Source organism: Nocardioides sp. J9, assembly GCF_007829375.1.
Classification (GTDB): Bacteria; Actinomycetota; Actinomycetes; order Propionibacteriales; family Nocardioidaceae; genus Nocardioides.
In genome coordinates this window covers 15,384-35,817 of the sequence record NZ_VLJQ01000085.1, presented here as the reverse complement: position 1 = coordinate 35,817, position 20,434 = coordinate 15,384, and the positions used below count along the sequence as shown (strand labels likewise).

Here is a 20,434-nt window from a genome sequence, read left to right as displayed (position 1 = left end):
CCCCATCATCGCGCCGGAGACGCGCTCGGCCAGTTCAACCAGCACGGACCAGCGCCTCGCGCAGCGGGCTGCCGCTGCCGAGCAGGGCGGCACCGTCGGCGCGCTCGACGGTGAGCTGGCCCAGCGTGCCGCGGCGCACGGCAGCCGACAGCGCCTCGGCGGCAGGCTCGAGGAGCGCCGGCTCGTCGGACCACGTGAGCAGGGTGCGGCCGCCGCGCTCGACGTAGAGCACCAGCGCCCCGTCGACGAGCACGACCACGGCGCCCGCCTTGCGACCGGGACGGTGCCCGGCGCTCTCGTCCTCGCCGCGCGACGTGGCCGGCCAGGGCAGGGCGGCGCCGTAGGGGTTGGCCGGGTCGGTGGCGGCCAGCGCGACTGCGACCGGCTTCTCGTCGTCGACGCCGGTGAAGGTGCGCAGCCGGTCCACAGCGCCGGCCGTGCCGAACTGGGCGGCGCCGAGGCCCTCCACGAAGTAGCCCCGTCGGCAGCGCCCGGACTCCTCGAACGCGCTGAGCACCTTGTAGACCGCGGCGAACCCGCCGGGGACCCGCTCGTTGACGACGGCGCCGCGCGTGACCACGCCGTGGCGCTCGAGGAGCTGCTCGGCGAAGGCGTGCGCGCGTCGGGTCGGGTCGCGGTCGACCTCGGGCAGGACCGACCAGCGGCCGGCGGTCTCGGGCGGCCCGGTGCGGGCGGCCCGGCCGGGCCGGGCGGCGGCCCGGCGGGTGCGGTGGGCTCCGCGACCGCTGCGGGTGAGCGCCCGCAGGGGGACGAGGGTGTCGTTGGTGAGGTGGCCGCTCCACACGAGCCCCCACAGTGCAGCGCTGACCGCCTCGTCGGAGGGCGGCGCGTCACCGTCGGCGACGCACGCCCGGGCGACCTGGTCGGACACCTGCCGGAAGAACCACGCGCCACCGGGGGAGAGGACGTCGAGCACGCGCTGCTGGAGCGGGTCCTCGACCGGGCCGGGCTCGGGCAGCGTCAGGTGGGCCTGGTCGGCGAGGTGCAGGGAGACCCAGCCGTCGCTGCCGGGCAGGGCGCCGTGGCCGGCCCACACGACCTCCCCGGTGGCGGTGAGCTCGTCGAGCAGGGACGGCTCGTAGTCGCGCACCCGCGCGGGCAGCACCAGGGACTCCAGGCCGCTGGCCGGGACGGCGGCGCCGGCCAGCTGCTCGACGGTGCGCAGCAGCCCGTCGACGCCGCGCGGCCCGCGGCTCGTGGTGATCTCGTGCCACGCGGCGGTGAACCTCGCGAGGGTGGTCGGCTCGACCGGCTCGATCTCGTGCCGCAGTCGCGCCAGGGAGCGGCGCCGGAGCCGGCGCAGCACCTCGGCGTCGCACCACTCCTCGCCGGCACCCACGGGGCGGAACTCGCCGCTGAGCACCCGGCCCTGGCCCTCGAGCCGCTGCAGGGTGTGCCGCACGACGGCAGCGCCGAGGCCGAGGCGGGTCGCGACCTGCTCGACGGTGAACGGGCCGTGGGTGCGGGCGTAGCGGCCGACGAGGTCGGACAGCGGGTCCTCGACGGGCTCGGCGAACGCCGCGGGGGTGCCGGGCGGCACCGGGACGCCGAGGCCGTCGCGCAACCGGCCCACGTCCTCGACGGCGGCCCACGCCTCGCCGTAGGCCATCCGCACCGGGACGGCACGACGAGCGGTCTGGAGGTCGGCGAGCCACTCCTCGACCGCCGCCCCCTCCGAGCTGCGGGCGGTGACCTCGGCGACGGTGAGCGGGCCGAGCAGGCGCAGCAGGTCGGCCACGCCCTCCGCGTCCCGGGCGCGCCGGTCGGGGATGGTGCGCTGCAGCTCGGCCTCGACCTCGGCGAGCACGTCGGGGTCGAGCAGCTCGCGCAGCTCGGCCCGTCCGAGCAGCTCGGCGAGCAGGCCCTGGTCGAGGGTCAGCGCAGCGGCGCGCCGCTCGGCCAGCGGGGAATCGCCCTCGTAGACGAACTGCGCGACGTAGCCGAACATCAGCGTCCGGGCGTACGGCGACGGCTGGGTCGTCTCGACCTCCGTCACCGTGACCGCGCGCTGCTCCACGCGGCGCAGCAGGCCGGTCAGGCCCGGCAGGTCGTAGACGTCGTTGAGCACCTCGCGGACGGTCTCGAGCACGATCGGGAAGGACGGGTAGCGTGCGGCGACCTCGAGCAGCGCCGCGGCACGCTGCCGCTGCTGCCACAGGGGCGAGCGACGGCCGGGGTCGCGGCGCGGGAGCAGCAGCGCCCGGGCGGCGCACTCGCGGAACCGGGCGGCGAAGAGCGCGGAGCCGCCGACCTCGCGGGTCACGATCTCCTCGATCTCGTCGGGCTCGAACGAGATCAGGTCGGCGCCCGGCGGCTCGGCGTCGGTGTCGGGGATGCGGATGACGATGCCGTCGTCGGAGGCGAGCGCCTGCCCGTCGACGCCGAAGCGCTCCCGCAGCCGGGCGTTGATCGCCAGCGCCCACGGCGCGTGCACGGCCGTGCCGTAGGGCGAGTGGACCGCGATCCGCCAGTCACCGAGCTCGTCACGGAAGCGCTCGACCAGGACGGTGCTGTCGCTGGGCAGCACCCGCGTCGCCTCGAGCTGCTCGCGCAGGTAGGCGACGAGGTTGGCGGCGGCGTTGGTGTCGAGCCCGACCTCGCGGGCCAGGGCCTCGGCCTGCTGGTCGGGCAGGGCAGCGAGCTCGCGGGTGAACGCGCCGATCGCCTCGCCGAGCTCGGTCGGACGGCCGGCGGCGTCGCCCTTCCAGAACGGCAGGCGCCCGGGCACGCCGGGGGCCGGGGTGACGATCACCTGGTCGCGGGTGATGTCCTCGATGCGCCAGCTGGTCGCGCCGAGGGCGAAGACGTCGCCGACCCGGCTCTCGTAGACCATCTCCTCGTCGAGCTCGCCGACGCGGCGGTTGCTCCCCTCGCCGGCGAGGAACACGCCGTAGAGGCCGCGGTCCGGGATCGTGCCGCCGCTGGTGACGGCGAGCCGCTGGGCGCCGGGGCGCCCGGAGATCTTCCCGGTCACCCGGTCCCAGGTGATGCGCGGGCGGAGCTCGGCGAACTCGTCGCTGGGGTAGCGCCCGGACAGCAGGTCGAGCACCGCGTCGTAGGCCGAGCGGGGCAGCTGGGCGTAGGGGGCGCTGCGGCGGACGACGTCGTAGAGCTCGTCGACGTCCCACTCGTCGACCGCGGCCGCCGCCACGACCTGCTGGGCCAGCACGTCGAGGGGGTTGGTCGGCACGCGCAGCGCCTCGATGCCGCCGGTGCGCATCCGGGCGACCGCGACCGCGGCCGGGGCCAGGTCGCCGCGGTGCTGGGGGAAGAAGACGCCGCGGGAGGTCTCGCCGACCTGGTGCCCGGCGCGGCCGACGCGCTGCAGGGCGCTGGCGACGCTGGGCGGGGACGCGATCTGCAGGACCAGGTCGACGGCACCCATGTCGATGCCGAGCTCGAGGCTGCTGGTGGCCACGACGGACGGGAGCCGACCGGACTTGAGGTCGTCCTCGACGAGGGCGCGCTGCTCCTTCGACACCGACCCGTGGTGGGTCCGGGCGAGCACCGGCGGGGCGCCGGCGGCGGCCCCGGACTGCGCCATGATCTCGGCCGGTGGGGACACCCCCTCCGCCGTCGCCTCGGCGGCGATCTCGTTGAGCCGGGCGGTCAGCCGCTCGGCCGTGCGCCGGCCGTTGGTGAACACGATCGTCGACTGGTGCTCGCCGATGAGCTCGGCCACCCGCTGCTCGACGTGCGGCCAGATGCTGGCCCGGGCCGGCGGTGCGGTCGGGTCGTCGTCCTCGACCACCTGGCCGAGCTCGGTCATGTCCTCGACCGGCACCTCGACCCGCAGGTCCCACTCCTTGTGGGCCGGCGGGGCGACGATCTCGACCGCGGCGGCACCGCCGAGGAAGCGCGCCACCTCCTCGGTCGGGCGCACGGTCGCCGACAGCCCGACGCGCTGGGCCGGGCGGGGGAGCAGGGTGTCGAGGCGCTCCAGGCTCACCGCGAGGTGGGCACCGCGCTTGGTGCCGGCGACGGCGTGCACCTCGTCGATGATCACCGTCTCGACGCCGCGCAGGGTCTCGCGTGCCTGGCTGGTCAGGATGAGGAAGAGCGACTCCGGCGTCGTGATGAGCACGTCCGGCGGCTTGGTCGCGAGCTTGCGGCGGTCGGCCGCCGCGGTGTCGCCGGAGCGGATGCCGACCGTTTCGACGGCCTGCAGCGCCGCTGGGGGGTCGCCGCCGAGCCGCTCGGCGGTCTGCCGGATGCCGGTCAGCGGGGCGCGCAGGTTGCGCTCGACGTCCACGGCCAGCGCCTTGAGCGGGGAGACGTAGAGCACCCGCGTGCGGTGCAGCCGGTCGTCGGGCGGCGGCGTCGTCAGCAGCCGGTCGATGCCGGCGAGGAAGGCGCTGAGGGTCTTGCCGGAGCCGGTCGGGGCCACGACCAGGGTGTGCCGGCCCCGCCCGATCGCGTCCCAGGCGCCGGCCTGGGCAGCGGTCGGCTCGGCGAAGGCCGCACGGAACCAGGTCCGGGTCGGCTCGCTGAACGCGGCAAGGGGGTCGGTCACGTCGTCATCCTGTCGCACTCCACCGACAACGCCCGCCCGTCCGGCGCACAATGGGTGCGTGGGAGACAGACGTCGCGTGGTCGTGATCACCGCGCTGGTCGGCGCGCTCGTCGTCGCGCTCGGGCTCTGGTGGCTCGGACACGACGACGACGCGCCGCCGGCCGCAGTACCCACTCCCGCCCCGACGACACCGGCACCGACACCGACGCCCACCCCGACGCCGCGGCCGGACCCCTGCGAGCGCCAGGCCGAGGCGGGTTTCGTGCCGACCCGGCTGAGCGTGCCCGGCGTCGTACGACGGGCAGAGGTGATCGGCGTGCCGCGCGACGCCGACAACGTGCCGGGTGTCCTGCCGCACTCCGACAACCGGAACTTCGCGTGGGACCTCGGTGGCGTCGAGCCTGGCTCGGCGCAGGGGCACGTGCTGCTCAACACCCACACGTGGCCGAACGGTGCGGCGATGGGCAACACGCTGCTCGAGGAGCTGCAGGTGGGCGACCAGCTGCGCCTCGAGGGCGATGGCCAGCTCGCCTGCTACCGGGTCTCGGAGCGGGTGGAGGTGCGCGTCGAGGACGGCTACCCGGGGTGGTCGGCCACCGACGGCCCGCCGCAGGTCGTGATCGTCGTGTGCTCCGGCGAGCGCCGCGGGCCGGGGGACTGGTCCCACCGCACGCTGTGGTTCGCCGACCGGGTCGACCGGTCGCGGCCCGCCGACCGGGCGGCCTGAGTCAGGGCGTGACCTCGGCCGGCGCGGCCGGCAACCGGCCGTTGGCGGCCTCCGGCACGTGCCGCTCGAGCACGCCGGCCATGAACGCGATCGCGACGCAGCCGAGGACCATCAGCGCGACGTAGACCGTCCACAGGTCGTGGTGGAGCAGGAAGCCGGCGACGACCGGACCGGTGATCGCCCCGCCCTGGAAGGCCGCGGCGCTGATCGCGTTGTAGCGGCCGCGGGTGTGGTCGGACGCGAGGTCGTTGTTCATCGCCGGCACCGTGGGCTGCAGCAGCGTCTCGCCGAACGCGAAGACCGCCATGAAGCCCAGCACGCCCATCACTGCAATCGCCCCGCCCGGCACCGCCCCGGCCACGCCGAGCAGGCCCCACGCGCCGGCCCAGATCATGGCCATCACCACCATCACCCGCGTGCGCAGCCTCCCGGAGATGCGGTTGAGCACGGTGAACTGCAGCAGCACGATCACGGCCGTGTTGACCGCGAACGCGAGGCCGACGGTGCGCGTCGACACCTCCGCGGCCTGGCGGGCGAAACCGGGCAGGCCGGCCTCGAGCTGGCCGTAGCCGATGAACATCGCGACGAAGGTCAGGGCCGTCAGCCAGCGCACCGCGGGCTGCCGCAGGATCGCCAGGTAGCCGACCGAGGGAGCGTCACTGCCATCGGCGGGCGCCTCCGCCCTGCCGTGGACGTGGCGCAGCGGCCCGAGCAGCAGCGCCATCGGCACCAGCCCCGAGATCGCGTCGCCGAGGAAGATCGCGGTGAAGGTGCCCGGTCGGTCGACGTTGGCGAAGATCCCGCCGACGATGCCACCGACCCCGATGCCGAGGTTGACCAGCGCGAAGTTGATCCCGAAGTACTGCTGGCGCAGGTCGCCGGAGACCACGGCGGCGATCAGCGCGTTGAACGCCGGCCACGAGACGCCGAAGTTGAAACCGATCAGCACCAGCGCGATGCCCGCCACCAGCGGTGTCGTCGCGAAGGCCAGGACGACGTTGCCGAGGATCATCGCGCTGATGCCGGCGATCAGGATCGCCCGCGCGCCGTAGCGGTCCACCATCGCGCCACCCGGGCCGGTGACGAGCAGGCCGACCACCGCGATCAGCGCCATCAACGTGCCGGACAGGCCCAGGTCGAAGCCGCGCACCTCGTGCAGGTAGATCAGCGTGAACGGCAGGGTCAGGCCACGGCCCAGAGTCTGGATCGCGACCGTCGACAGCAGCCACCGCCCCTCCGTGGGGAGGGCAGCCCAGAACGTCCTCATGCCGGCACCACCACCGCCCGGCTCACTTCGCCTTCGCCGGCAGCGTGGCGGCGTACGACGCACCGCGGCGCACCCACCCGGCCAGCACGTCGTCGTCGGCCAGGTCGGCGTGGTCGACCTCGAGCCAGCCGCGCATCGGCCGCCCGCGCATCACCACCGGCCGTGCCGGGGTGGTCGTCACGAGCTGCTCTCCGTGGTCGGGGTCGACCCGGACCATCAGCCCGCCGGCGCTGCTCGCGGCGAGCGCCATGTTGCCGTCGACGAGGAACGCCAGGCCGCCGAACATCCGCTTCTCGCGCAGCTCGCGGCCGGTGACCGCCGACTCCTCGTGGAGGAGGTCGCGGAGCCGCCCGGCCAGCTCGTCGTCGTACGCCATGCCAGCAGGCTAGGCGCCGCCACCGACATCGTTCGACCGGGTTTCCGGCAGCGGGGTCAGGGTCGCCAGGCCGGGTCGCGCCCGATGAACCCGACCAGCCGGTCCTGCCACGGCGCGTCGTCGGGGACCGGCACCCGCGGACCGTACTGACCGCTGCGGCGCAGCACGTCGTCCATCGGCTCCATGCCGCGCAGCAGCTGCTCGCACCTGGCGGGGTCGAGGGTGTCGTCCTGGCCCGTGGCGCGGGCGAGGTCCCACGTGTGCATGAACACGTCGGCGGTGTAGAACTGCGCGACCGCCCGGGGGAGCGGCAGCTCGGGCAGCCGGGGGTGGGCGAAGGTCCGGTCCGCGTTGGCGGGGTCGTCGAGGACGGCCTGGACGGCCGCGGCGTGCTGCTCCCAGGCGGCGACCGGGTCGTCGTCGACGGGGGCGACGGCGGGGAGCCGGAGGTCGGAGCCGTCGGCGAGGAAGGCGGGGAACCACTCGACGAGGTGGCGCACCACGTCGCGGGCCCGCCACCCGTCGACCGGGGCCGGGGCGTCCCAGTCGGCGACGCCGCGGACCCGGTCACCGAAGGTGCCGGCGACCGCGCGGTGCTCCGCGGCGGGGTCGTCGGGGATCACTGCGGTCCCGCGCCGGCGTCGGTGGGTGCGCCGGCGAGCGCGGCGAGGACCTCGTCGAGGGCGTCGTACCCCTCGATGACGCCGGTCTCCATCCCGCTGGCGAGCATGCCGGCGCGGGACTCGAAGTCGTAGACCACCGACGGCGCCTCGAGGCGGGTGCGGCCGCCGGGCAGCTCGCGGAAGAGGAGGGTGTCGAGGCTGACGGCCTCGGGCATCTCCTCGAAGCCGAAGGTCTGCACGATCTTCGCGTTCTCCTCGACGCGGTGGACGGCGCCGTAGAAGTGGGCGACCTCCTCGCCGTCCCGGGTGGCGGTGTAGCGGTACTCGCCGCCGGTGCGCATGTCCCAGACCTCGATGGCCATGTCGATCGAGCGCGGGCCCATCCACTGCCGGACCAGGTCGGGGTCGACGTGCGCGCGGTAGACGAGCTCGCGCGGGGCGTCGAACTCGCGGACGATGCGGACGGTCGGGACGTCGGGGTCGGCCTCGATGGTCGTGCGCGGGTCGTTGCCGATGCGGGTGGGGGTGGTGGTGGTCATCCTGCTGCTCCTCGCTGTCGGTCGGCGGTCTGGCCGGTGGTGTCGTCGGTGGTGCCGTGGGTGTCGTCGCGGCCCTGCATGCGGTCGAGCAGCGCGTCGAGCCGCTGGTAGCGCTCCTCGGCCTGTTGCTGGTAGCGCTGGATCCACTTCGTCATGAGGTCGAACACCTCCGCCTCCAGGTGCACCGGCCGGCGCTGGGCGTCGCGGCTGCGGCGCACCAGCCCGGCCTCCTCGAGCACCTTGAGGTGCTTGGAGACGGCCTGGAGGGACACGTCGTACGGCGCGGCGAGCTCGCCCACCGTCGCGTCGCCGGCGGCCAGGCGGGCCACCAGGTCGCGGCGGAGCGGGTCGGCGAGGGCCCCGAAGATCCGTGACAGCCGGTCGTCTTGCTCAACCACACGGTTGAGTAAACGCGCACGGCCCCACGCTTGGCAACCACCTGGTTGACCAACGTCGGGCCGAGCGCTGGTCTCAGCTGCGCACCATCGGCGGCTGCACCGTGCGGGCCGGTCCGCGGCGGTAGAGCAGCGCCGGCCTCGGTCGCCTCGCCCCGCGCGTCGGTCGGGACGACGAAGCCGTCGGTGCCCAGCACCTTGCGGCGGAAGTTCCCGAGGTCCGGGGGAGTGCCCCACACCGCGGTGTAGACCCGGCGCAGCTCCGGCAGGGTGAACGGCTCGGAGACGAACTCGGTCGCGAGCGTCGTGTACTCGAGCTTCGCCCTCACCCGCTCGCGCGCGTCGAGCAGGATCTGGCGGTGGTCGAAGGCCAGCACCGGTCCGTCCACCTCGGCGTCGAGCACGTCGTCGACCACCCACCACCGGGCGTCCGCCGCGTCGGTGCCGGCCTGCGGCTCCGGCAGGTCCGGCGCGAGGGCGACGTGGGCCACCGAGACCACCCGCATCCGCGGGTCGCGGTCGGGGGCGGAGTAGGTGCGCAGCTGCTCGAGGTGGCCGGGGAAGCGCTCGACCCCGGTCTCCTCCCGCAGCTCGCGCCAGGCCGCCTGCTCGGCGTCCTCGTCCGGCTCGACGAAACCGCCCGGCAGCGCCCACGACCCGGCGAAGGGCTCCTCGCCGCGCTCGACCAGCAGCACCGCCAGCGCCCCGTCGCGGATGGTGAAGATCGCCAGGTCGACCGCTACGGCGAACGGCGGGTGCTCGTGGGTGCTCACCGCTGCACCTCCACGCCGGCGCTGGCCATCTCGTCGAGGGCCGCGGCCGAGGTCTCCGGCGCGACGCCGGCGTGCAGCCCGGCCAGCAGCCGGACGTCGAAGCCGGCCTCGCGGGCGTCGAGCGCGGTCGCGCGGACGCAGTAGTCGGTGGCGATCCCCGTGACGTCGAGGGTCGTCACCCCCGCGTCGCGGAGCACGTCGACCAGCCGCTCCCCGGCGTCGGTGACGCCCTCGAAGGCGGAGTACGCCGGCACGCCCATGCCCTTGACGACGTGGTGGGTGACCGCGCCGGTCTCCAGCTCCGGTGCGTAGTCCGAGCCGGGCTGGCCCTGCACGCAGTGGACCGGCCAGGTGGTCACGAAGTCCGGCTCCTCGCCGGGCTGGTGGAAGTGCCCGCCGTTGCTGTCGTCGGCGTGGTGCCAGTCGCGCGACGCGGCGATGACCGCGTAGTCGGCGGCGTGGTCGGCGAGGTGGGCGCTGATCCGGCCGGCGACCTCGCGCCCGCCGTCGACCCCGAGGGAGCCACCCTCGACGAAGTCGTTCTGGACGTCGACGACGATCAGGGCGCGGGTGGCGGCCCCGGTCGCGGTGGTCGTGCTCTCCATGGCGGTGTCCTCTCTCAGCTCGGTGGTCAGGTACGGCGTCCCGGCGGCCACGCTGCGTGCCTCGGCCGGGAGGCTCTCGAGGGTGGCGGCGGCGAAGGTGCGGACCTCGTCGAGCGAGGGCCGGTGCACGACCTCGCCGCTGCGGACCAGGGGGACCTGGACCGGCCGCGCCGCGGGGCCGGGTGGGGGAGCGTCCTGGCCGGTGAAGTACTCGGCGCGGAGTATCCCGCGGTCGTCGTACTCGCGGTAGGGGTGCTTGCGCCCGCCCACCGACGCCTTGTCCTTCGACTTCTTCGCCACCGGCCGCAGCGGCTGGCCGTCGCCGTCGGCGATGGCGACGAGCTTGTAGACCATGCTCGCCGTCGGGTGTCCCGAACCGGTCGCGACCCGGGTGCCGACGCCGTAGCCGTCGATCGGGGCGTCGGAGAGCGCCGAGATGACGAACTCGTCGAGGTCGCTGGTGACCACGATCTTCGTGCCGGTCGCACCGAGCTCGTCGAGCAGCAGCCGCGCCTTGTAGGACTCCTCGGCCAGGTCGCCGGAGTCGAGGCGGACCGCGCCGAGCCCGGTGCCGGCGACCTCGACGGCGGTGCGGATGCCTTGCGGGATGTCGTAGGTGTCGACGAGCAGCGTGGTGCCGACGCCGAGCGCCTCGACCTGGCTGCGGAAGGCGTCGGCCTCGGTCGCGTGCGCCAGGGTGAAGGCGTGGGCCGCGGTGCCGGCGGTGGGGATGCCGTAGCGCCGCCCGGCGGCCAGGTTGCTGGTCGTGGCGAAGCCGGCGACGTAGGCCGACCGTGCCGTGGCGACCGCCGCCTCCTCGTGCGTACGACGACCACCCATCTCGATGATCGGCTTGCCCCGCGCGGCGTCGACCATCCGGGCAGCCGCGCTGGCCACCGCGGTGTCGTGGTTGAGGATGCTCAGCACGATCGTCTCCAGGACGAGGCACTCGCCGAGCGTGCCGCTGACCGCGAGCACCGGGCTGCCGGGGAAGTAGAGGTCACCCTCGCGGTAGCCGTCGACGTCGCCGCGGAACCGGAAGTCCCGCAGCCAGGCGGCCGTCTCGTCGCCGACCACGCCCTCCTCCTGCAGCCAGCGGACGTCGTCCTCGCTGAAGGTGAACGCCTCGATCGCGTCGAGGAGGCGGCCCAGGCCGGCGAGCATCCCGTAGCGACGGCCCTCCGGCAGCCGGCGGGCGAAGGCCTCGAACACGGCCGGCCGGTCGACGCTCCCGTCCCGCACGAAGGAGTCGAGCATGGTGAGCTCGTAGCGGTCTGTCAGCAGTCCCGTGCGGTCCATCGCAGCTCCTCGATGTTGTAGTCAAAGTGACTATAACAGGTGTGCCCTACCTTTGCCATCATGCTGGGCGCGCACGACTCGCACGAGCCCGACGCGCGCCGCCGGGCGGCGGAGGCGGCGGAGGCGCACGAGCAGGGCCTCGCTGCGCGACGCGAGGAACGCCGCCGACGAGGCGCCTTCTACACCCCGCCCGCCCTCGTGGAGTGGGTGCTCGACCGCGCGCTCGACGGCCTCGCCCCGGGCGCCCCGGTGCTCGACCCGGCGTGCGGCGCGGGCCACTTCCTCGTCGCCGCCGCCCGGCGGGTCGGCGTCGCCGCGGTCCACGGCTCCGACCTCGACGCCGACGCCGTGCGCATCGCCCGTGAGCGGCTCGCGGCCGAGGACCCGACGGTCCCCGCCGAGCAGATCGCCGCCCAGGTCGTCGTCGCGGACGGCCTCGAGGCGTGGGCCGGGCGCCGGTTCGCCGCCGTCGTGGGCAACCCGCCGTTCCTCGGCCAGCTCCGCCGTCGTACCGCCGGGCAGTCGGAGGCGAGCCGTCGCGGCCTCGGCGCGTACACCGACACCAGTGCGGTCTTCCTGCACCGCTCGCTCGACCTGGTCGAGGACGGCGGCGTGGTCGCGATGGTCCAGCCGCTCTCCGTCCTCGCCGCCCGGGACGCCGGTCCGGTGCGGGCTGCCGTCACCGGGAAGGGTGCCGTCGTCGACTTCTGGTGCTCGCCGGAGCCGGTCTTCGAGGGCACGCCGGTGCTCACCTGCGTCCCGGTCGTGCGTGTCGGTCGGCGTCCGGTGTCCGTGCCCGCGACCGACCCCGACGGCTGGGGCACCCTCGCGGCACCGGCCTTCGGCATCCCCGCGGTGCACCTGCCCGACGGTGCGGGAGCCGTCGGCGACCTCGCCACCTGCACCGCCGACTTCCGCGACCAGTACTACGGCCTCGTCCCCTTCGTCCGCGACGACCCCTCGGGCACGCCGCTGGTCACCAGCGGGCTGATCGACCCGGCGGAGAGCCGGTGGGGGCGGGCGCCGACCCGCTTCGCGCGCCGGGGGTACGACGTCCCGTCGGTCGACCTCGCCGCCCTGCGCGCCGACGGCACGCTCGCCGCGTGGGCCGACGCCCGCCTCGTGCCCAAGCTCCTCGTGGCGTCCCAGGGCCGCGTCGTCGAGGCCGTGGTCGACGAGGCCGGTGCCTGGCTGCCGTCGGTCCCGGTGCTCAGCGTCGTCCCGCACGACCCAGCCGACCTGTGGCGCCTGCTCGCGGTCACCCTCGCCCCGCCGGTCGTGGCCCACGCCGCGGCCCGCTACCTCGGCACCGGCCTGACCCCCGGCTCGGTCAAGGTCAGCGCCCGCCAGCTCGCCGCCCTCCCGCTCCCGACGGACCCGGCGGCCTGGGCGGAGGGCGCCGAGCTTGCCCGGCAGGCGCAGCACGCTGCCGCCGCCGACCGCCCCGCCCTCCTCGCCGCCACCGCCCGCGTGATGACCACCGCCTACGTCGGCACCGACGAGTCCCTCGCCTGGTGGACCGACCGCCTCACCACTCCCTCCCGCCGCGGCGCGCCGTCCTGAACCGCGCACCTCGCGGGTGTCAGCGGCCGTGGAGGCGGCGGGTCAAAGTGGAGGCGGTGGCGACGACCGCGGCGGCCAGGTCCTCGTGGCGGCGGCCGGAGACCTCGTCCGAGGGGTAGGTGACGGCGACGCCGGCGACGGGCAGGGCGTTGTGGTCGAGGACGGCGGCGGCGACGCTGGCCATGCCCGCGGTGACCTCGCCGTCCTCCGTGGCGTGGCCGCGGCGGCGGGTCTCGGAGAGCACGGCGCGCAGCGCGGTGGGGGAGCCGGGGCCGACGCCGGTGCGGTCGACGAAGGCCGAGCGGTCGGGGTAGAGCGCGCGGACCTGCGCGGCCGGCAGGTGGGCGAGGATCGCCCGGCCGCTGGCCGTCAGGTGGGAGGGCAGCCGCACGCCGACGTCGGTGACCAGGGGCGGTCGGCCGGGGGCCCGCTCCTCGACGACGTACAGCACGTCCCGGCCGTGCGGCACCGCCAGGTGGGCGGAGTGCCCGGTGCGGTCGACGAGGGTGGCGAGCGGGCGGCGGGCGATCCGCTGCAGCGGCGCCTGCCGGGTGTAGCCGCTGCCGACCTCGAACGCCGCGACGCCCAGGCCGTAGGCCCGGTCGTCGGGCAGGTGGACGACGAAGCCTTCCTCGGCCATCGCGGCCAGCAGGTGGTAGGTCGTCGACCGCGGGATGCCGAGCTCACGGGCGATGCGGTCGCCGGGCACGGGCTCCGGCTGGGCGGCCAGGAAGCGGAGCACGCGCAGGGCACGGCTCGCCGCGGGGACCTGGCTCATCACACCTCCCCAGTGCCTCGCCCAGTGTCTCGGATCCGAGACACATCCTCGCGGATCCTGCTGGCCGCCGCCAGCCCCGGGCGGTGGAATCAGAGTCATGGAGATGGTGACGGTCGGCACCGGTGCGGTGTCGTTCGAGGACGTGGTGGCGGTCGCCCGCGGTGGCGCCGGAGTGGTGCTCAGCGACGAGGCGCTGGCGGCGATCGACAAGGCCCGTGCGGTGGTCGAGGACCTGGCGTCCTCGCCGACGCCGCACTACGGGGTCTCGACCGGGTTCGGAGCCCTCGCGACCCGGCACATCGCGCCGGAGCTGCGCACGCAGCTGCAGCGCTCCCTGGTCCGCTCCCACGCCGCCGGCAGCGGTCCCGAGGTCGAGCGCGAGGTCGTCCGCGCACTGATGCTGCTGCGCCTCTCGACCCTGGCCACCGGCCACACGGGGGTACGACGCGAGACCGCTGAGCTGCTCGCCGCGCTCCTCACGCACCAGATCACGCCGGTGGTCCACGAGTACGGCTCGCTCGGCTGCTCCGGCGACCTCGCCCCGCTGGCCCACTGCGCGCTCGCGCTGATGGGCGAGGGGCCGGTCCGCACCGCCGACGGCGAGCTCACCGACGCCGCGACCGCCCTCGCCGCCGCCGGCCTCGCACCGGTCGAGCTGCAGGAGAAGGAGGGCCTGGCCCTGATCAACGGCACCGACGGCATGCTCGGCATGCTCGTGCTCGCGATCCACGACCTCACCGACCTGCTCCGCGTCGCCGACGTCGCCGCCGCGATGTCGGTCGAGGCCCAGCTCGGCACGGACCGGGTGTTCGCGCCCGAGCTGCAGGCGATCCGCCCGCACCCGGGACAGGCGCTGTCCGCGGCCAACCTGACGGCACTGCTGCGTGACTCCGGCGTCGTCGCCTCGCACCGCGGCCCCGACTGCAACCGGGTGCAGGACGCCTACTCCCTGCGCTGCTCGCCGCAGGTCCACGGCGCCGCCCGCGACACCGTCGCCCACGCCGCGACCGTCGCCGCCCGCGAGCTGTCGTCGGCCGTCGACAACCCCGTCGTGCTGGCCAACGACGGGCGGGTGGAGTCCAACGGCAACTTCCACGGGGCGCCGGTGGCCTACGTGCTCGACTTCCTCGCGATCGTCGCCGCCGACGTCGCGTCGATCGCCGAGCGGCGCACCGACCGCTTCCTCGACAAGGCCCGCAACCACGGCCTGCCGCCGTTCCTCGCCGACGACCCCGGGGTCGACTCCGGCCTGATGATCGCGCAGTACACCCAGGCCGCCGTCGTCTCCGAGCTCAAGCGCCTCGCCGCCCCCGCCAGCGTCGACTCGATCCCCAGCAGCGCCATGCAGGAGGACCACGTCTCCATGGGCTGGTCCGCCGCCCGCAAGCTGCGCCGCTCGGTCGACGGCCTCGCCCGGGTGCTCGCGATCGAGCTGACGACCGCCGCCCGTGCGCTCGACCTGCGCGCGCCGCTCGCCCCCAGCCCGGCGACCGCCGCGGTCGTCTCGCTCCTGCGTGAGCGCGGCGTCGGCGGCCCCGGCCCCGACCGCTTCCTCGCCCCCGAGATCGACACCGCCCACCAGCTCGTCACCGGCCGCGCCGTCACCGCCGCGGTCGCCGCAGTGATCGGAGACCTCGCATGACCACCCAGCACCAGGCCAGCCAGCCCAGCCGGGCCAGCCAGTCCAGCCGGCCCAACCCCCGCCTGCCCATCCACGCCCCCACCGGCACCACCCTGTCGGCGAAGTGCTGGCAGACCGAGGCCCCGCTGCGGATGCTGATGAACAACCTCGACCCCGAGAACGCCGAGCGTCCCGAGGACCTGGTCGTGTACGGCGGCACTGGGAAGGCCGCCCGCAGCTGGGATGCCTACGACGCCCTGGTCCGCACGCTGCGCGACCTCGAGCCCGATGAGACGATGCTCGTCCAGAGTGGCAAGCCCGTCGGCGTGATGCGCACCCACGAGTGGGCGCCGCGCGTGCTCATCGCGAACTCCAACCTCGTCGGTGACTGGGCCAACTGGGAGGAGTTCCGCCGGCTCGAGGAGCTCGGGCTCACCATGTACGGCCAGATGACCGCCGGGTCCTGGATCTACATCGGCACCCAGGGCATCCTGCAGGGCACCTTCGAGACCTTCGCCGCCGTCGCGGACAAGCGCTTCGGAGGCACGCTCGCCGGGACGATCACGCTCACCGCCGGGCTCGGTGGGATGGGCGGCGCGCAGCCGCTCGCCGTGACCATGAACGACGGCGTCGCGATCTGCGTGGACGTCGACGACTCCCGCATCCGGCGCCGCATCGAGCACCGCTACCTCGACGTCCGCGCCGACTCCCTCGAGCACGCCTTCCAGCTTGCCGTCGCCGCCCGCGACGCGCGGCGCCCGCTGTCGATCGGCGTCCTCGGCAACGCCGCCGAGGTGTTCCCCCGCCTGCTGGAGATGGGCGCCCCGATCGACGTCGTCACCGACCAGACCTCGGCGCACGACCCGCTGTCCTACCTCCCGCTCGGCGTCCCGTTCGAGGAGTGGCACCAGCGCGCCGAGGCCGACCCGGCCGGGTTCACGAAGGAGGCGCAGGCCTCGATGGCCGCGCACGTGCGGGCGATGGTGGGCTTCCAGGACGCCGGCGCCGAGGTCTTCGACTACGGCAACTCGATCCGCGACGAGGCCCGCAAGGGCGGCTACGACCGTGCGTTCGAGTTCCCCGGGTTCGTGCCGGCGTACATCCGCCCGCTCTTCTGCGAGGGCAAGGGTCCCTTCCGCTGGGCCGCGCTCTCCGGCGACCCGGCCGACATCGCCGCCACCGACAAGGCGATCCTCGAGCTCTTCCCGGAGAACGAGCGGCTGCGCAAGTGGATCACCATGGCCCAGGAGCGCGTGCACTTCCAGGGCCTCCCGGCCCGCATCTGCTGGCTCGGGTACGGCGAGCGCCACCTCGCCGGGCTGAAGTTCAACGAGATGGTCCGCACCGGCGAGCTCACGGCCCCGGTCGTCATCGGCCGCGACCACCTCGACTGCGGCTCGGTCGCCTCGCCCTACCGCGAGACCGAGGGGATGCTCGACGGCTCCGACGCGATCGCCGACTGGGCCCTGCTCAACGCGCTGGTCAACACGGCTTCCGGTGCGACCTGGGTGTCGATCCACCACGGCGGCGGCGTCGGCATGGGCCGGTCCATCCACGCCGGCCAGGTGTGCGTCGCCGACGGCACCGACCTGGCTGCTGCGAAGATCGAGCGCGTGCTGACCAACGACCCGGGCATGGGCGTCATCCGCCACGTCGACGCTGGCTACGACCGAGCCGCAGAGGTCGCGCGCGAGCGCGGCGTGCGGATCCCCGCGCAGGAGGGCTGATGGTGCAGGGATCCGACTTCGAGCAGATGTGGCGCGACCTCGCGCCCATCGGCCGCTCCTCGTCCACCGGCGGCTACTTCCGCCAGCCCTGGCACGCCGCCGAGCTCGAGCTGCGCGCGTGGTTCCGCTCCGCGGCGGCCGACCGCGGCCTCGCCGTGGAGGAGGACCCCTTCGGCAACCTCGTCGCCTGGTGGGGACCGGCCGACGCGCCGCGGGTGCTGACCGGGTCCCACCTCGACTCCGTCCTCGACGGCGGTGCGTACGACGGCCCGCTCGGTGTCGTCTCCTCCTTCGCCGCCATCGACCGGATGCGCGCCGACGGTGTGCAGCCGGCCCGCCGCCTCGGGGTCGCGGCCTTCGTCGAGGAGGAGGGCTCCCGCTTCGGGCTGGCCTGCCTCGGCTCGCGGCTGGCGCTCGGCGCCACCGCCTGGGAGCAGGCGCGTGAGCTCACGGACCGCGACGGCGTGCGCCTCGGCGACGTGGTCGCGGGCGGTGAGGACGGCGGGTCCCGGCTGCTCGACGGTGTCGAGACCTACGTCGAGCTGCACGTCGAGCAGGGCCGTGCCCTCGTCGACCACGACGCCGCCGTCGGCGTCGGCAGCGCGATCTGGCCGCACGGGCGCTACCGCTACGACTTCACCGGCCGCGCCGACCACGCCGGAACCACCAGGATGGAGGACCGCGCCGACCCGATGCTCACCTACGCGATGACCGCGCTGGCCGCCAACAAGCAGGCCCGCCTGTCGGGGCAGCGCGCGACCTTCGGTCGTGTCGAGGTGCAGCCCAACGGCACCAACGCCGTGCCGTCGCGGGTCACCGCGTGGCTCGACGCCCGCGCCGAGAGCACCACGATGCTGCGGTCACTAGTCGGCGCGATCGACAAGCTCGCCACCGAGCGCGCCCACCGCGACGGCACCGGCATCGAGGTGACCGCCGAGTCCGTCAGCGGCGAGGTCGCCTTCGACCCCGCGCTGCGCGACGACCTCGCCGACGCCCTCGGCGGCGTCCCGGTCCTGCCCACGCAGGCCGGCCACGACGCCGGGATCCTGCAGGCCGCCGGCATCACCAGCGCCATGCTCTTCGTCCGCAACCCGACCGGGGTGTCCCACTCGCCGCACGAGTCCGCCGAGGCGGCCGACTGCCTGGCCGGGGTCGACGCGCTCGCGACCGCACTGACGAGGCTGGTCTCGTGACGTCGTACCTGCTGGAGAAAGCGTGGGTCGACGGCGCCGTGCGCGACACGGTCCGCGTCGAGATCGAGGACGGCGTCTTCACCAGCGTCGAGGTCGACGCCACCCGCACCGCCACGCCGCTGCGCGGGCTGACCCTGCCCGGCTTCGCCAACACCCACAGCCACGCCTTCCACCGCGCGCTGCGCGGGCGCACCCAGCGGGGGAGCGGCACCTTCTGGACCTGGCGCGAGCAGATGTACGCCGCCGCGGCCCGTCTCGACCCGGACACCTGCTTCGAGCTCGCCCGTGCGACCTACGCCGAGATGCTCGCAGCGGGCTACACCTCGGTCTGCGAGTTCCACTACGTCCACCACCAGCCCGACGGCACGCCGTACGACGACCCGAACGCACTGGGCCACGCCCTCGTCGCCGCGGCCGAGACCACGGGGATCCGCCTGACGCTGGTCGACACCTGCTACCTCGCCGGTGGCATCGGCGAGCCGCTCGCCGGACCGCAGCGGCGCTTCGCCGACCGCGACGCCGACGCGTGGGCCGAGCGGGTCGCCGCGATCCGCCACGACGACGTCGGCGGTGCGATCCACTCCGTGCGCGCCGTCCCCCGCGAGGCGATGCCGACGCTCGTCGCCGCGACGGAGGGGAAGCCGCTGCACGCCCACGTCTCGGAGCAGCCCGCCGAGAACGAGGCCTGCCTCGCGGCGTACGGACTCACCCCGGTCGAGCTGCTCGCCGAGGCGGGTGCGCTCGGCCCGCGCACCACCGCGGTGCACGCCACCCACCTCACGCAGGCCGACATCTCCCTGCTCGCCGAGACCGGCACCGGGGTCAGCCTCTGCCCGACCACCGAGCGCGACCTCGGCGACGGCATCGGGCCGGCGCGGGCGCTCGCCGACGCGGGCGTGCCGATCACCATCGGCAGCGACAGCCAGGCGGTCGTCGACCCGTTCGAGGAGCTGCGCGCCTGGGAGATGGACGAACGGCTCGCCTCGATCACGCGCGGCCGGTTCGCCGCCGCTGACCTGCTCGCCCGGACCGCTGGCCGGATCGCCGTCGGCGAGCCCGGCGACCTGGTCACCCTCGACCTCACGACGCCCCGCACCGCCGGCACCGGGGCCGACGAGCACACGGCCGTCTTCGCCGCCACGGCCGCCGACGTCACCCACGTCGTCGCCAGCGGGCGCGTCGTCTTCGACGGCGACCACGCCCGCATCGGCCGCGCCCTCGCCGCCGCGGTGGGGAGGCTGTGGTCATGAGTGCGAGCACCCTCGTGACCAACATCGGCGAGCTGGTCACCAACGACCCGTCCGCCGACGACCTGCTCGGCCTGCGCACCGACGCGGCCCTCGTCGTGGAGGACGGCCGCGTCGCGTGGGTCGGGGACGCTGCCGACGCCCCGGCAGCCGACGAGGTCGTCGACGTCGGGGCCCGGGCCGTGCTGCCCGGCTTCGTCGACAGCCACAGCCACCTCGTCTTCGCCGGCGACCGCGCCCAGGAGTTCCGCGCGCGGATGGCGGGGGAGGCGTACGCCGCCGGTGGCATCCGCACCACCGTCGCCGCCACCCGGGCCGCCTCCGACGAGGACCTCGCCGCCGGCGTGGCCCGCCACGTCGAGGAGATGCGGCGCCAGGGCACCACCACCGTGGAGATCAAGTCCGGCTACGGCCTGACCGTCGACGACGAGGCCCGCGCGCTGCGCATTGCCCGCGGCTTCACCGACGAGACCACCTTCCTCGGCGCCCACGTCGTCCCGCCCGAGCACGCCGAGGACCCCGGCGGCTACGTCGACCTCGTCACCGGGCCGATGCTCGAGGCCGCAGCCCCGCACGCCCGCTGGATCGACGTCTTCTGCGAGCGCGGCGCCTTCGACGCCGACCAGGCCCGCACGATCCTGCGCGCCGGGGAGGCTGCCGGGCTGCGCGGCCGGCTGCACGCCAACCAGCTCGGTCACGGGCCGGGCGCCGCTCTCGCCGCCGAGCTCGGCCTGGTCGCGGTCGACCACTGCACCTTCCTCAGCGCCGACGACGTCCACGCCCTGCGCGAGGCCGGCACGGTCGCCACCCTGCTGCCGGGCGTGGAGTTCAGCACCCGCCAGCCCTACCCGTCCGGCCGCCGGCTCCTCGACGCCGGGGTCACCGTCGCCATCGCCAGCGACTGCAACCCGGGCTCCTGCTACACCAGCTCGCTGCCGTTCTGCATCGCCCTGGCGGTGCGGGAGATGGGGATGACGCCCTCCGAGGCGGTGTGGGCGGCGACCGCCGGGGGAGCGGCCGCCCTCGACCGCACCGACGTCGGCCGGCTCCTCCCCGGCAGCCGCGCCGACCTCGTGGTCCTGGACGCGCCCTCGCACGTCCACCTCGCCTACCGGCCGGGCGTGCCGCTCGTCGCGAAGACACTGGTTTCCCGCTGAGGTACGGCGG

Annotated in this window: 15 protein-coding genes and 3 pseudogenes; 7 read left to right on the top strand and 11 right to left on the bottom strand. The window is 74.9% G+C overall.

Annotated features, from left to right (window positions below; genetic code table 11):
• Window positions 1-34: 34 nt before the first annotated feature.
• Complete coding sequence (locus L615_RS14455; RefSeq protein WP_145725528.1) at window positions 35-4,534, bottom strand: ATP-dependent helicase; 4,500 nt, start codon at window positions 4,532-4,534, stop codon at window positions 35-37.
• Between the two features lie 58 nt (window positions 4,535-4,592).
• Between L615_RS14455 and L615_RS14450 the strand changes: the two genes are divergently transcribed.
• A complete protein-coding gene (locus tag L615_RS14450) occupies window positions 4,593-5,261 on the top strand; it encodes a class F sortase (protein ID WP_145725527.1) in 669 nt (222 codons plus the stop codon).
• A gap of 1 nt (window position 5,262) precedes the next feature.
• On the opposite strand, the gene L615_RS14445 is transcribed toward L615_RS14450, so the two are convergent.
• The 9 genes and pseudogenes from L615_RS14445 to L615_RS23370 all read right to left on the bottom strand — a co-directional run.
• On the bottom strand, window positions 5,263-6,528 hold the full coding sequence (locus tag L615_RS14445; protein ID WP_145725526.1) for an MFS transporter: 1,266 nt from the start codon (window positions 6,526-6,528) through the stop codon (window positions 5,263-5,265).
• A gap of 22 nt (window positions 6,529-6,550) precedes the next feature.
• Window positions 6,551-6,904 (bottom strand): TfoX/Sxy family protein, encoded by a 354-nt coding sequence (locus tag L615_RS14440; protein ID WP_028657034.1) that lies wholly within the window; start codon window positions 6,902-6,904, stop codon window positions 6,551-6,553.
• Window positions 6,905-6,960: 56 nt separating this feature from the next.
• On the bottom strand, window positions 6,961-7,527 hold the full coding sequence (locus L615_RS23385; RefSeq protein WP_186449876.1) for a TIGR03086 family metal-binding protein: 567 nt from the start codon (window positions 7,525-7,527) through the stop codon (window positions 6,961-6,963).
• Window positions 7,524-8,066: an SRPBCC family protein gene (locus L615_RS23380; RefSeq protein WP_186449875.1), complete on the bottom strand. Its 543-nt coding sequence runs from the start codon at window positions 8,064-8,066 to the stop codon at window positions 7,524-7,526. Before L615_RS23380 ends, L615_RS23385 begins: the two co-directional genes overlap by 4 nt.
• On the bottom strand, window positions 8,063-8,221 hold the full coding sequence (locus L615_RS24310; protein ID WP_261376708.1) for a hypothetical protein: 159 nt from the start codon (window positions 8,219-8,221) through the stop codon (window positions 8,063-8,065). The genes L615_RS23380 and L615_RS24310 overlap by 4 nt, the downstream gene beginning before the upstream one ends.
• A 66-nt stretch (window positions 8,222-8,287) precedes the next feature.
• A pseudogene (locus L615_RS24305) lies at window positions 8,288-8,395 on the bottom strand (ArsR/SmtB family transcription factor); the annotation flags it as partial.
• 278 nt (window positions 8,396-8,673) lie between these two features.
• Window positions 8,674-9,156, bottom strand: a pseudogene (locus L615_RS24765) (NUDIX domain-containing protein); the annotation flags it as partial.
• Between the two features lie 74 nt (window positions 9,157-9,230).
• On the bottom strand, window positions 9,231-9,839 hold the full coding sequence (locus tag L615_RS24760) for an isochorismatase family protein (RefSeq protein ID WP_157514990.1): 609 nt from the start codon (window positions 9,837-9,839) through the stop codon (window positions 9,231-9,233).
• Window positions 9,831-11,138: pseudogene (locus L615_RS23370) on the bottom strand (nicotinate phosphoribosyltransferase); the annotation flags it as partial. The pseudogene L615_RS23370 and the gene L615_RS24760, both read right to left, overlap by 9 nt.
• Before the next feature lie 60 nt (window positions 11,139-11,198).
• Here L615_RS23370 and L615_RS14415 point away from each other — a divergent pair.
• On the top strand, window positions 11,199-12,701 hold the full coding sequence (locus tag L615_RS14415) for an N-6 DNA methylase (RefSeq protein WP_145725524.1): 1,503 nt from the start codon (window positions 11,199-11,201) through the stop codon (window positions 12,699-12,701).
• Window positions 12,702-12,720: 19 nt separating this feature from the next.
• On the opposite strand, the gene L615_RS14410 is transcribed toward L615_RS14415, so the two are convergent.
• On the bottom strand, window positions 12,721-13,479 hold the full coding sequence (locus L615_RS14410; RefSeq protein ID WP_145725523.1) for an IclR family transcriptional regulator: 759 nt from the start codon (window positions 13,477-13,479) through the stop codon (window positions 12,721-12,723).
• A gap of 97 nt (window positions 13,480-13,576) precedes the next feature.
• Between L615_RS14410 and hutH the strand changes: the two genes are divergently transcribed.
• Genes hutH through hutI form a run of 5 tightly spaced genes read left to right on the top strand, consistent with a single transcriptional unit; the run spans window position 13,577 to window position 20,424 of the window.
• Window positions 13,577-15,121, top strand: coding sequence for a histidine ammonia-lyase (gene hutH, locus L615_RS14405; RefSeq protein WP_145725522.1), 1,545 nt, complete (start codon window positions 13,577-13,579; stop codon window positions 15,119-15,121).
• A complete protein-coding gene (hutU, locus tag L615_RS14400; RefSeq protein WP_145725521.1) occupies window positions 15,118-16,827 on the top strand; it encodes a urocanate hydratase in 1,710 nt (569 codons plus the stop codon). The genes hutH and hutU overlap by 4 nt, the downstream gene beginning before the upstream one ends.
• Window positions 16,827-18,020, top strand: a complete 1,194-nt coding sequence (locus tag L615_RS14395; RefSeq protein ID WP_028657041.1) for an allantoate amidohydrolase — start codon at window positions 16,827-16,829, stop codon at window positions 18,018-18,020. Before hutU ends, L615_RS14395 begins: the two co-directional genes overlap by 1 nt.
• On the top strand, window positions 18,017-19,270 hold the full coding sequence (locus L615_RS14390) for a formimidoylglutamate deiminase (RefSeq protein ID WP_145725520.1): 1,254 nt from the start codon (window positions 18,017-18,019) through the stop codon (window positions 19,268-19,270). Before L615_RS14395 ends, L615_RS14390 begins: the two co-directional genes overlap by 4 nt.
• Window positions 19,267-20,424 (top strand): imidazolonepropionase, encoded by a 1,158-nt coding sequence (gene hutI / locus L615_RS14385; RefSeq protein WP_145725519.1) that lies wholly within the window; start codon window positions 19,267-19,269, stop codon window positions 20,422-20,424. Before L615_RS14390 ends, hutI begins: the two co-directional genes overlap by 4 nt.
• Window positions 20,425-20,434: the final 10 nt, after the last annotated feature.

Excerpts from the sequence above, each read along its gene's own strand:
- L615_RS14445 (WP_145725526.1), bottom strand. The coding sequence starts at position 6,528 with ATGAGGACGTTCTGGGCTGCCCTCCCCACGGAGGGGCGGTGGCTGCTG.
- L615_RS14440 (WP_028657034.1), bottom strand. The coding sequence starts at position 6,904 with ATGGCGTACGACGACGAGCTGGCCGGGCGGCTCCGCGACCTCCTCCAC.
- L615_RS23380 (WP_186449875.1), bottom strand. The coding sequence starts at position 8,066 with ATGACCACCACCACCCCCACCCGCATCGGCAACGACCCGCGCACGACC.
- L615_RS24310 (WP_261376708.1), bottom strand. The coding sequence starts at position 8,221 with ATGACGAAGTGGATCCAGCGCTACCAGCAACAGGCCGAGGAGCGCTAC.
- L615_RS24760 (WP_157514990.1), bottom strand. The coding sequence starts at position 9,839 with ATGGAGAGCACGACCACCGCGACCGGGGCCGCCACCCGCGCCCTGATC.
- L615_RS14415 (WP_145725524.1), top strand. The coding sequence starts at position 11,199 with ATGCTGGGCGCGCACGACTCGCACGAGCCCGACGCGCGCCGCCGGGCG.
- L615_RS14410 (WP_145725523.1), bottom strand. The coding sequence starts at position 13,479 with ATGAGCCAGGTCCCCGCGGCGAGCCGTGCCCTGCGCGTGCTCCGCTTC.
- hutH (WP_145725522.1), top strand. The coding sequence starts at position 13,577 with ATGGAGATGGTGACGGTCGGCACCGGTGCGGTGTCGTTCGAGGACGTG.
- hutU (WP_145725521.1), top strand. The coding sequence starts at position 15,118 with ATGACCACCCAGCACCAGGCCAGCCAGCCCAGCCGGGCCAGCCAGTCC.
- L615_RS14395 (WP_028657041.1), top strand. The coding sequence starts at position 16,827 with ATGGTGCAGGGATCCGACTTCGAGCAGATGTGGCGCGACCTCGCGCCC.
- hutI (WP_145725519.1), top strand. The coding sequence starts at position 19,267 with ATGAGTGCGAGCACCCTCGTGACCAACATCGGCGAGCTGGTCACCAAC.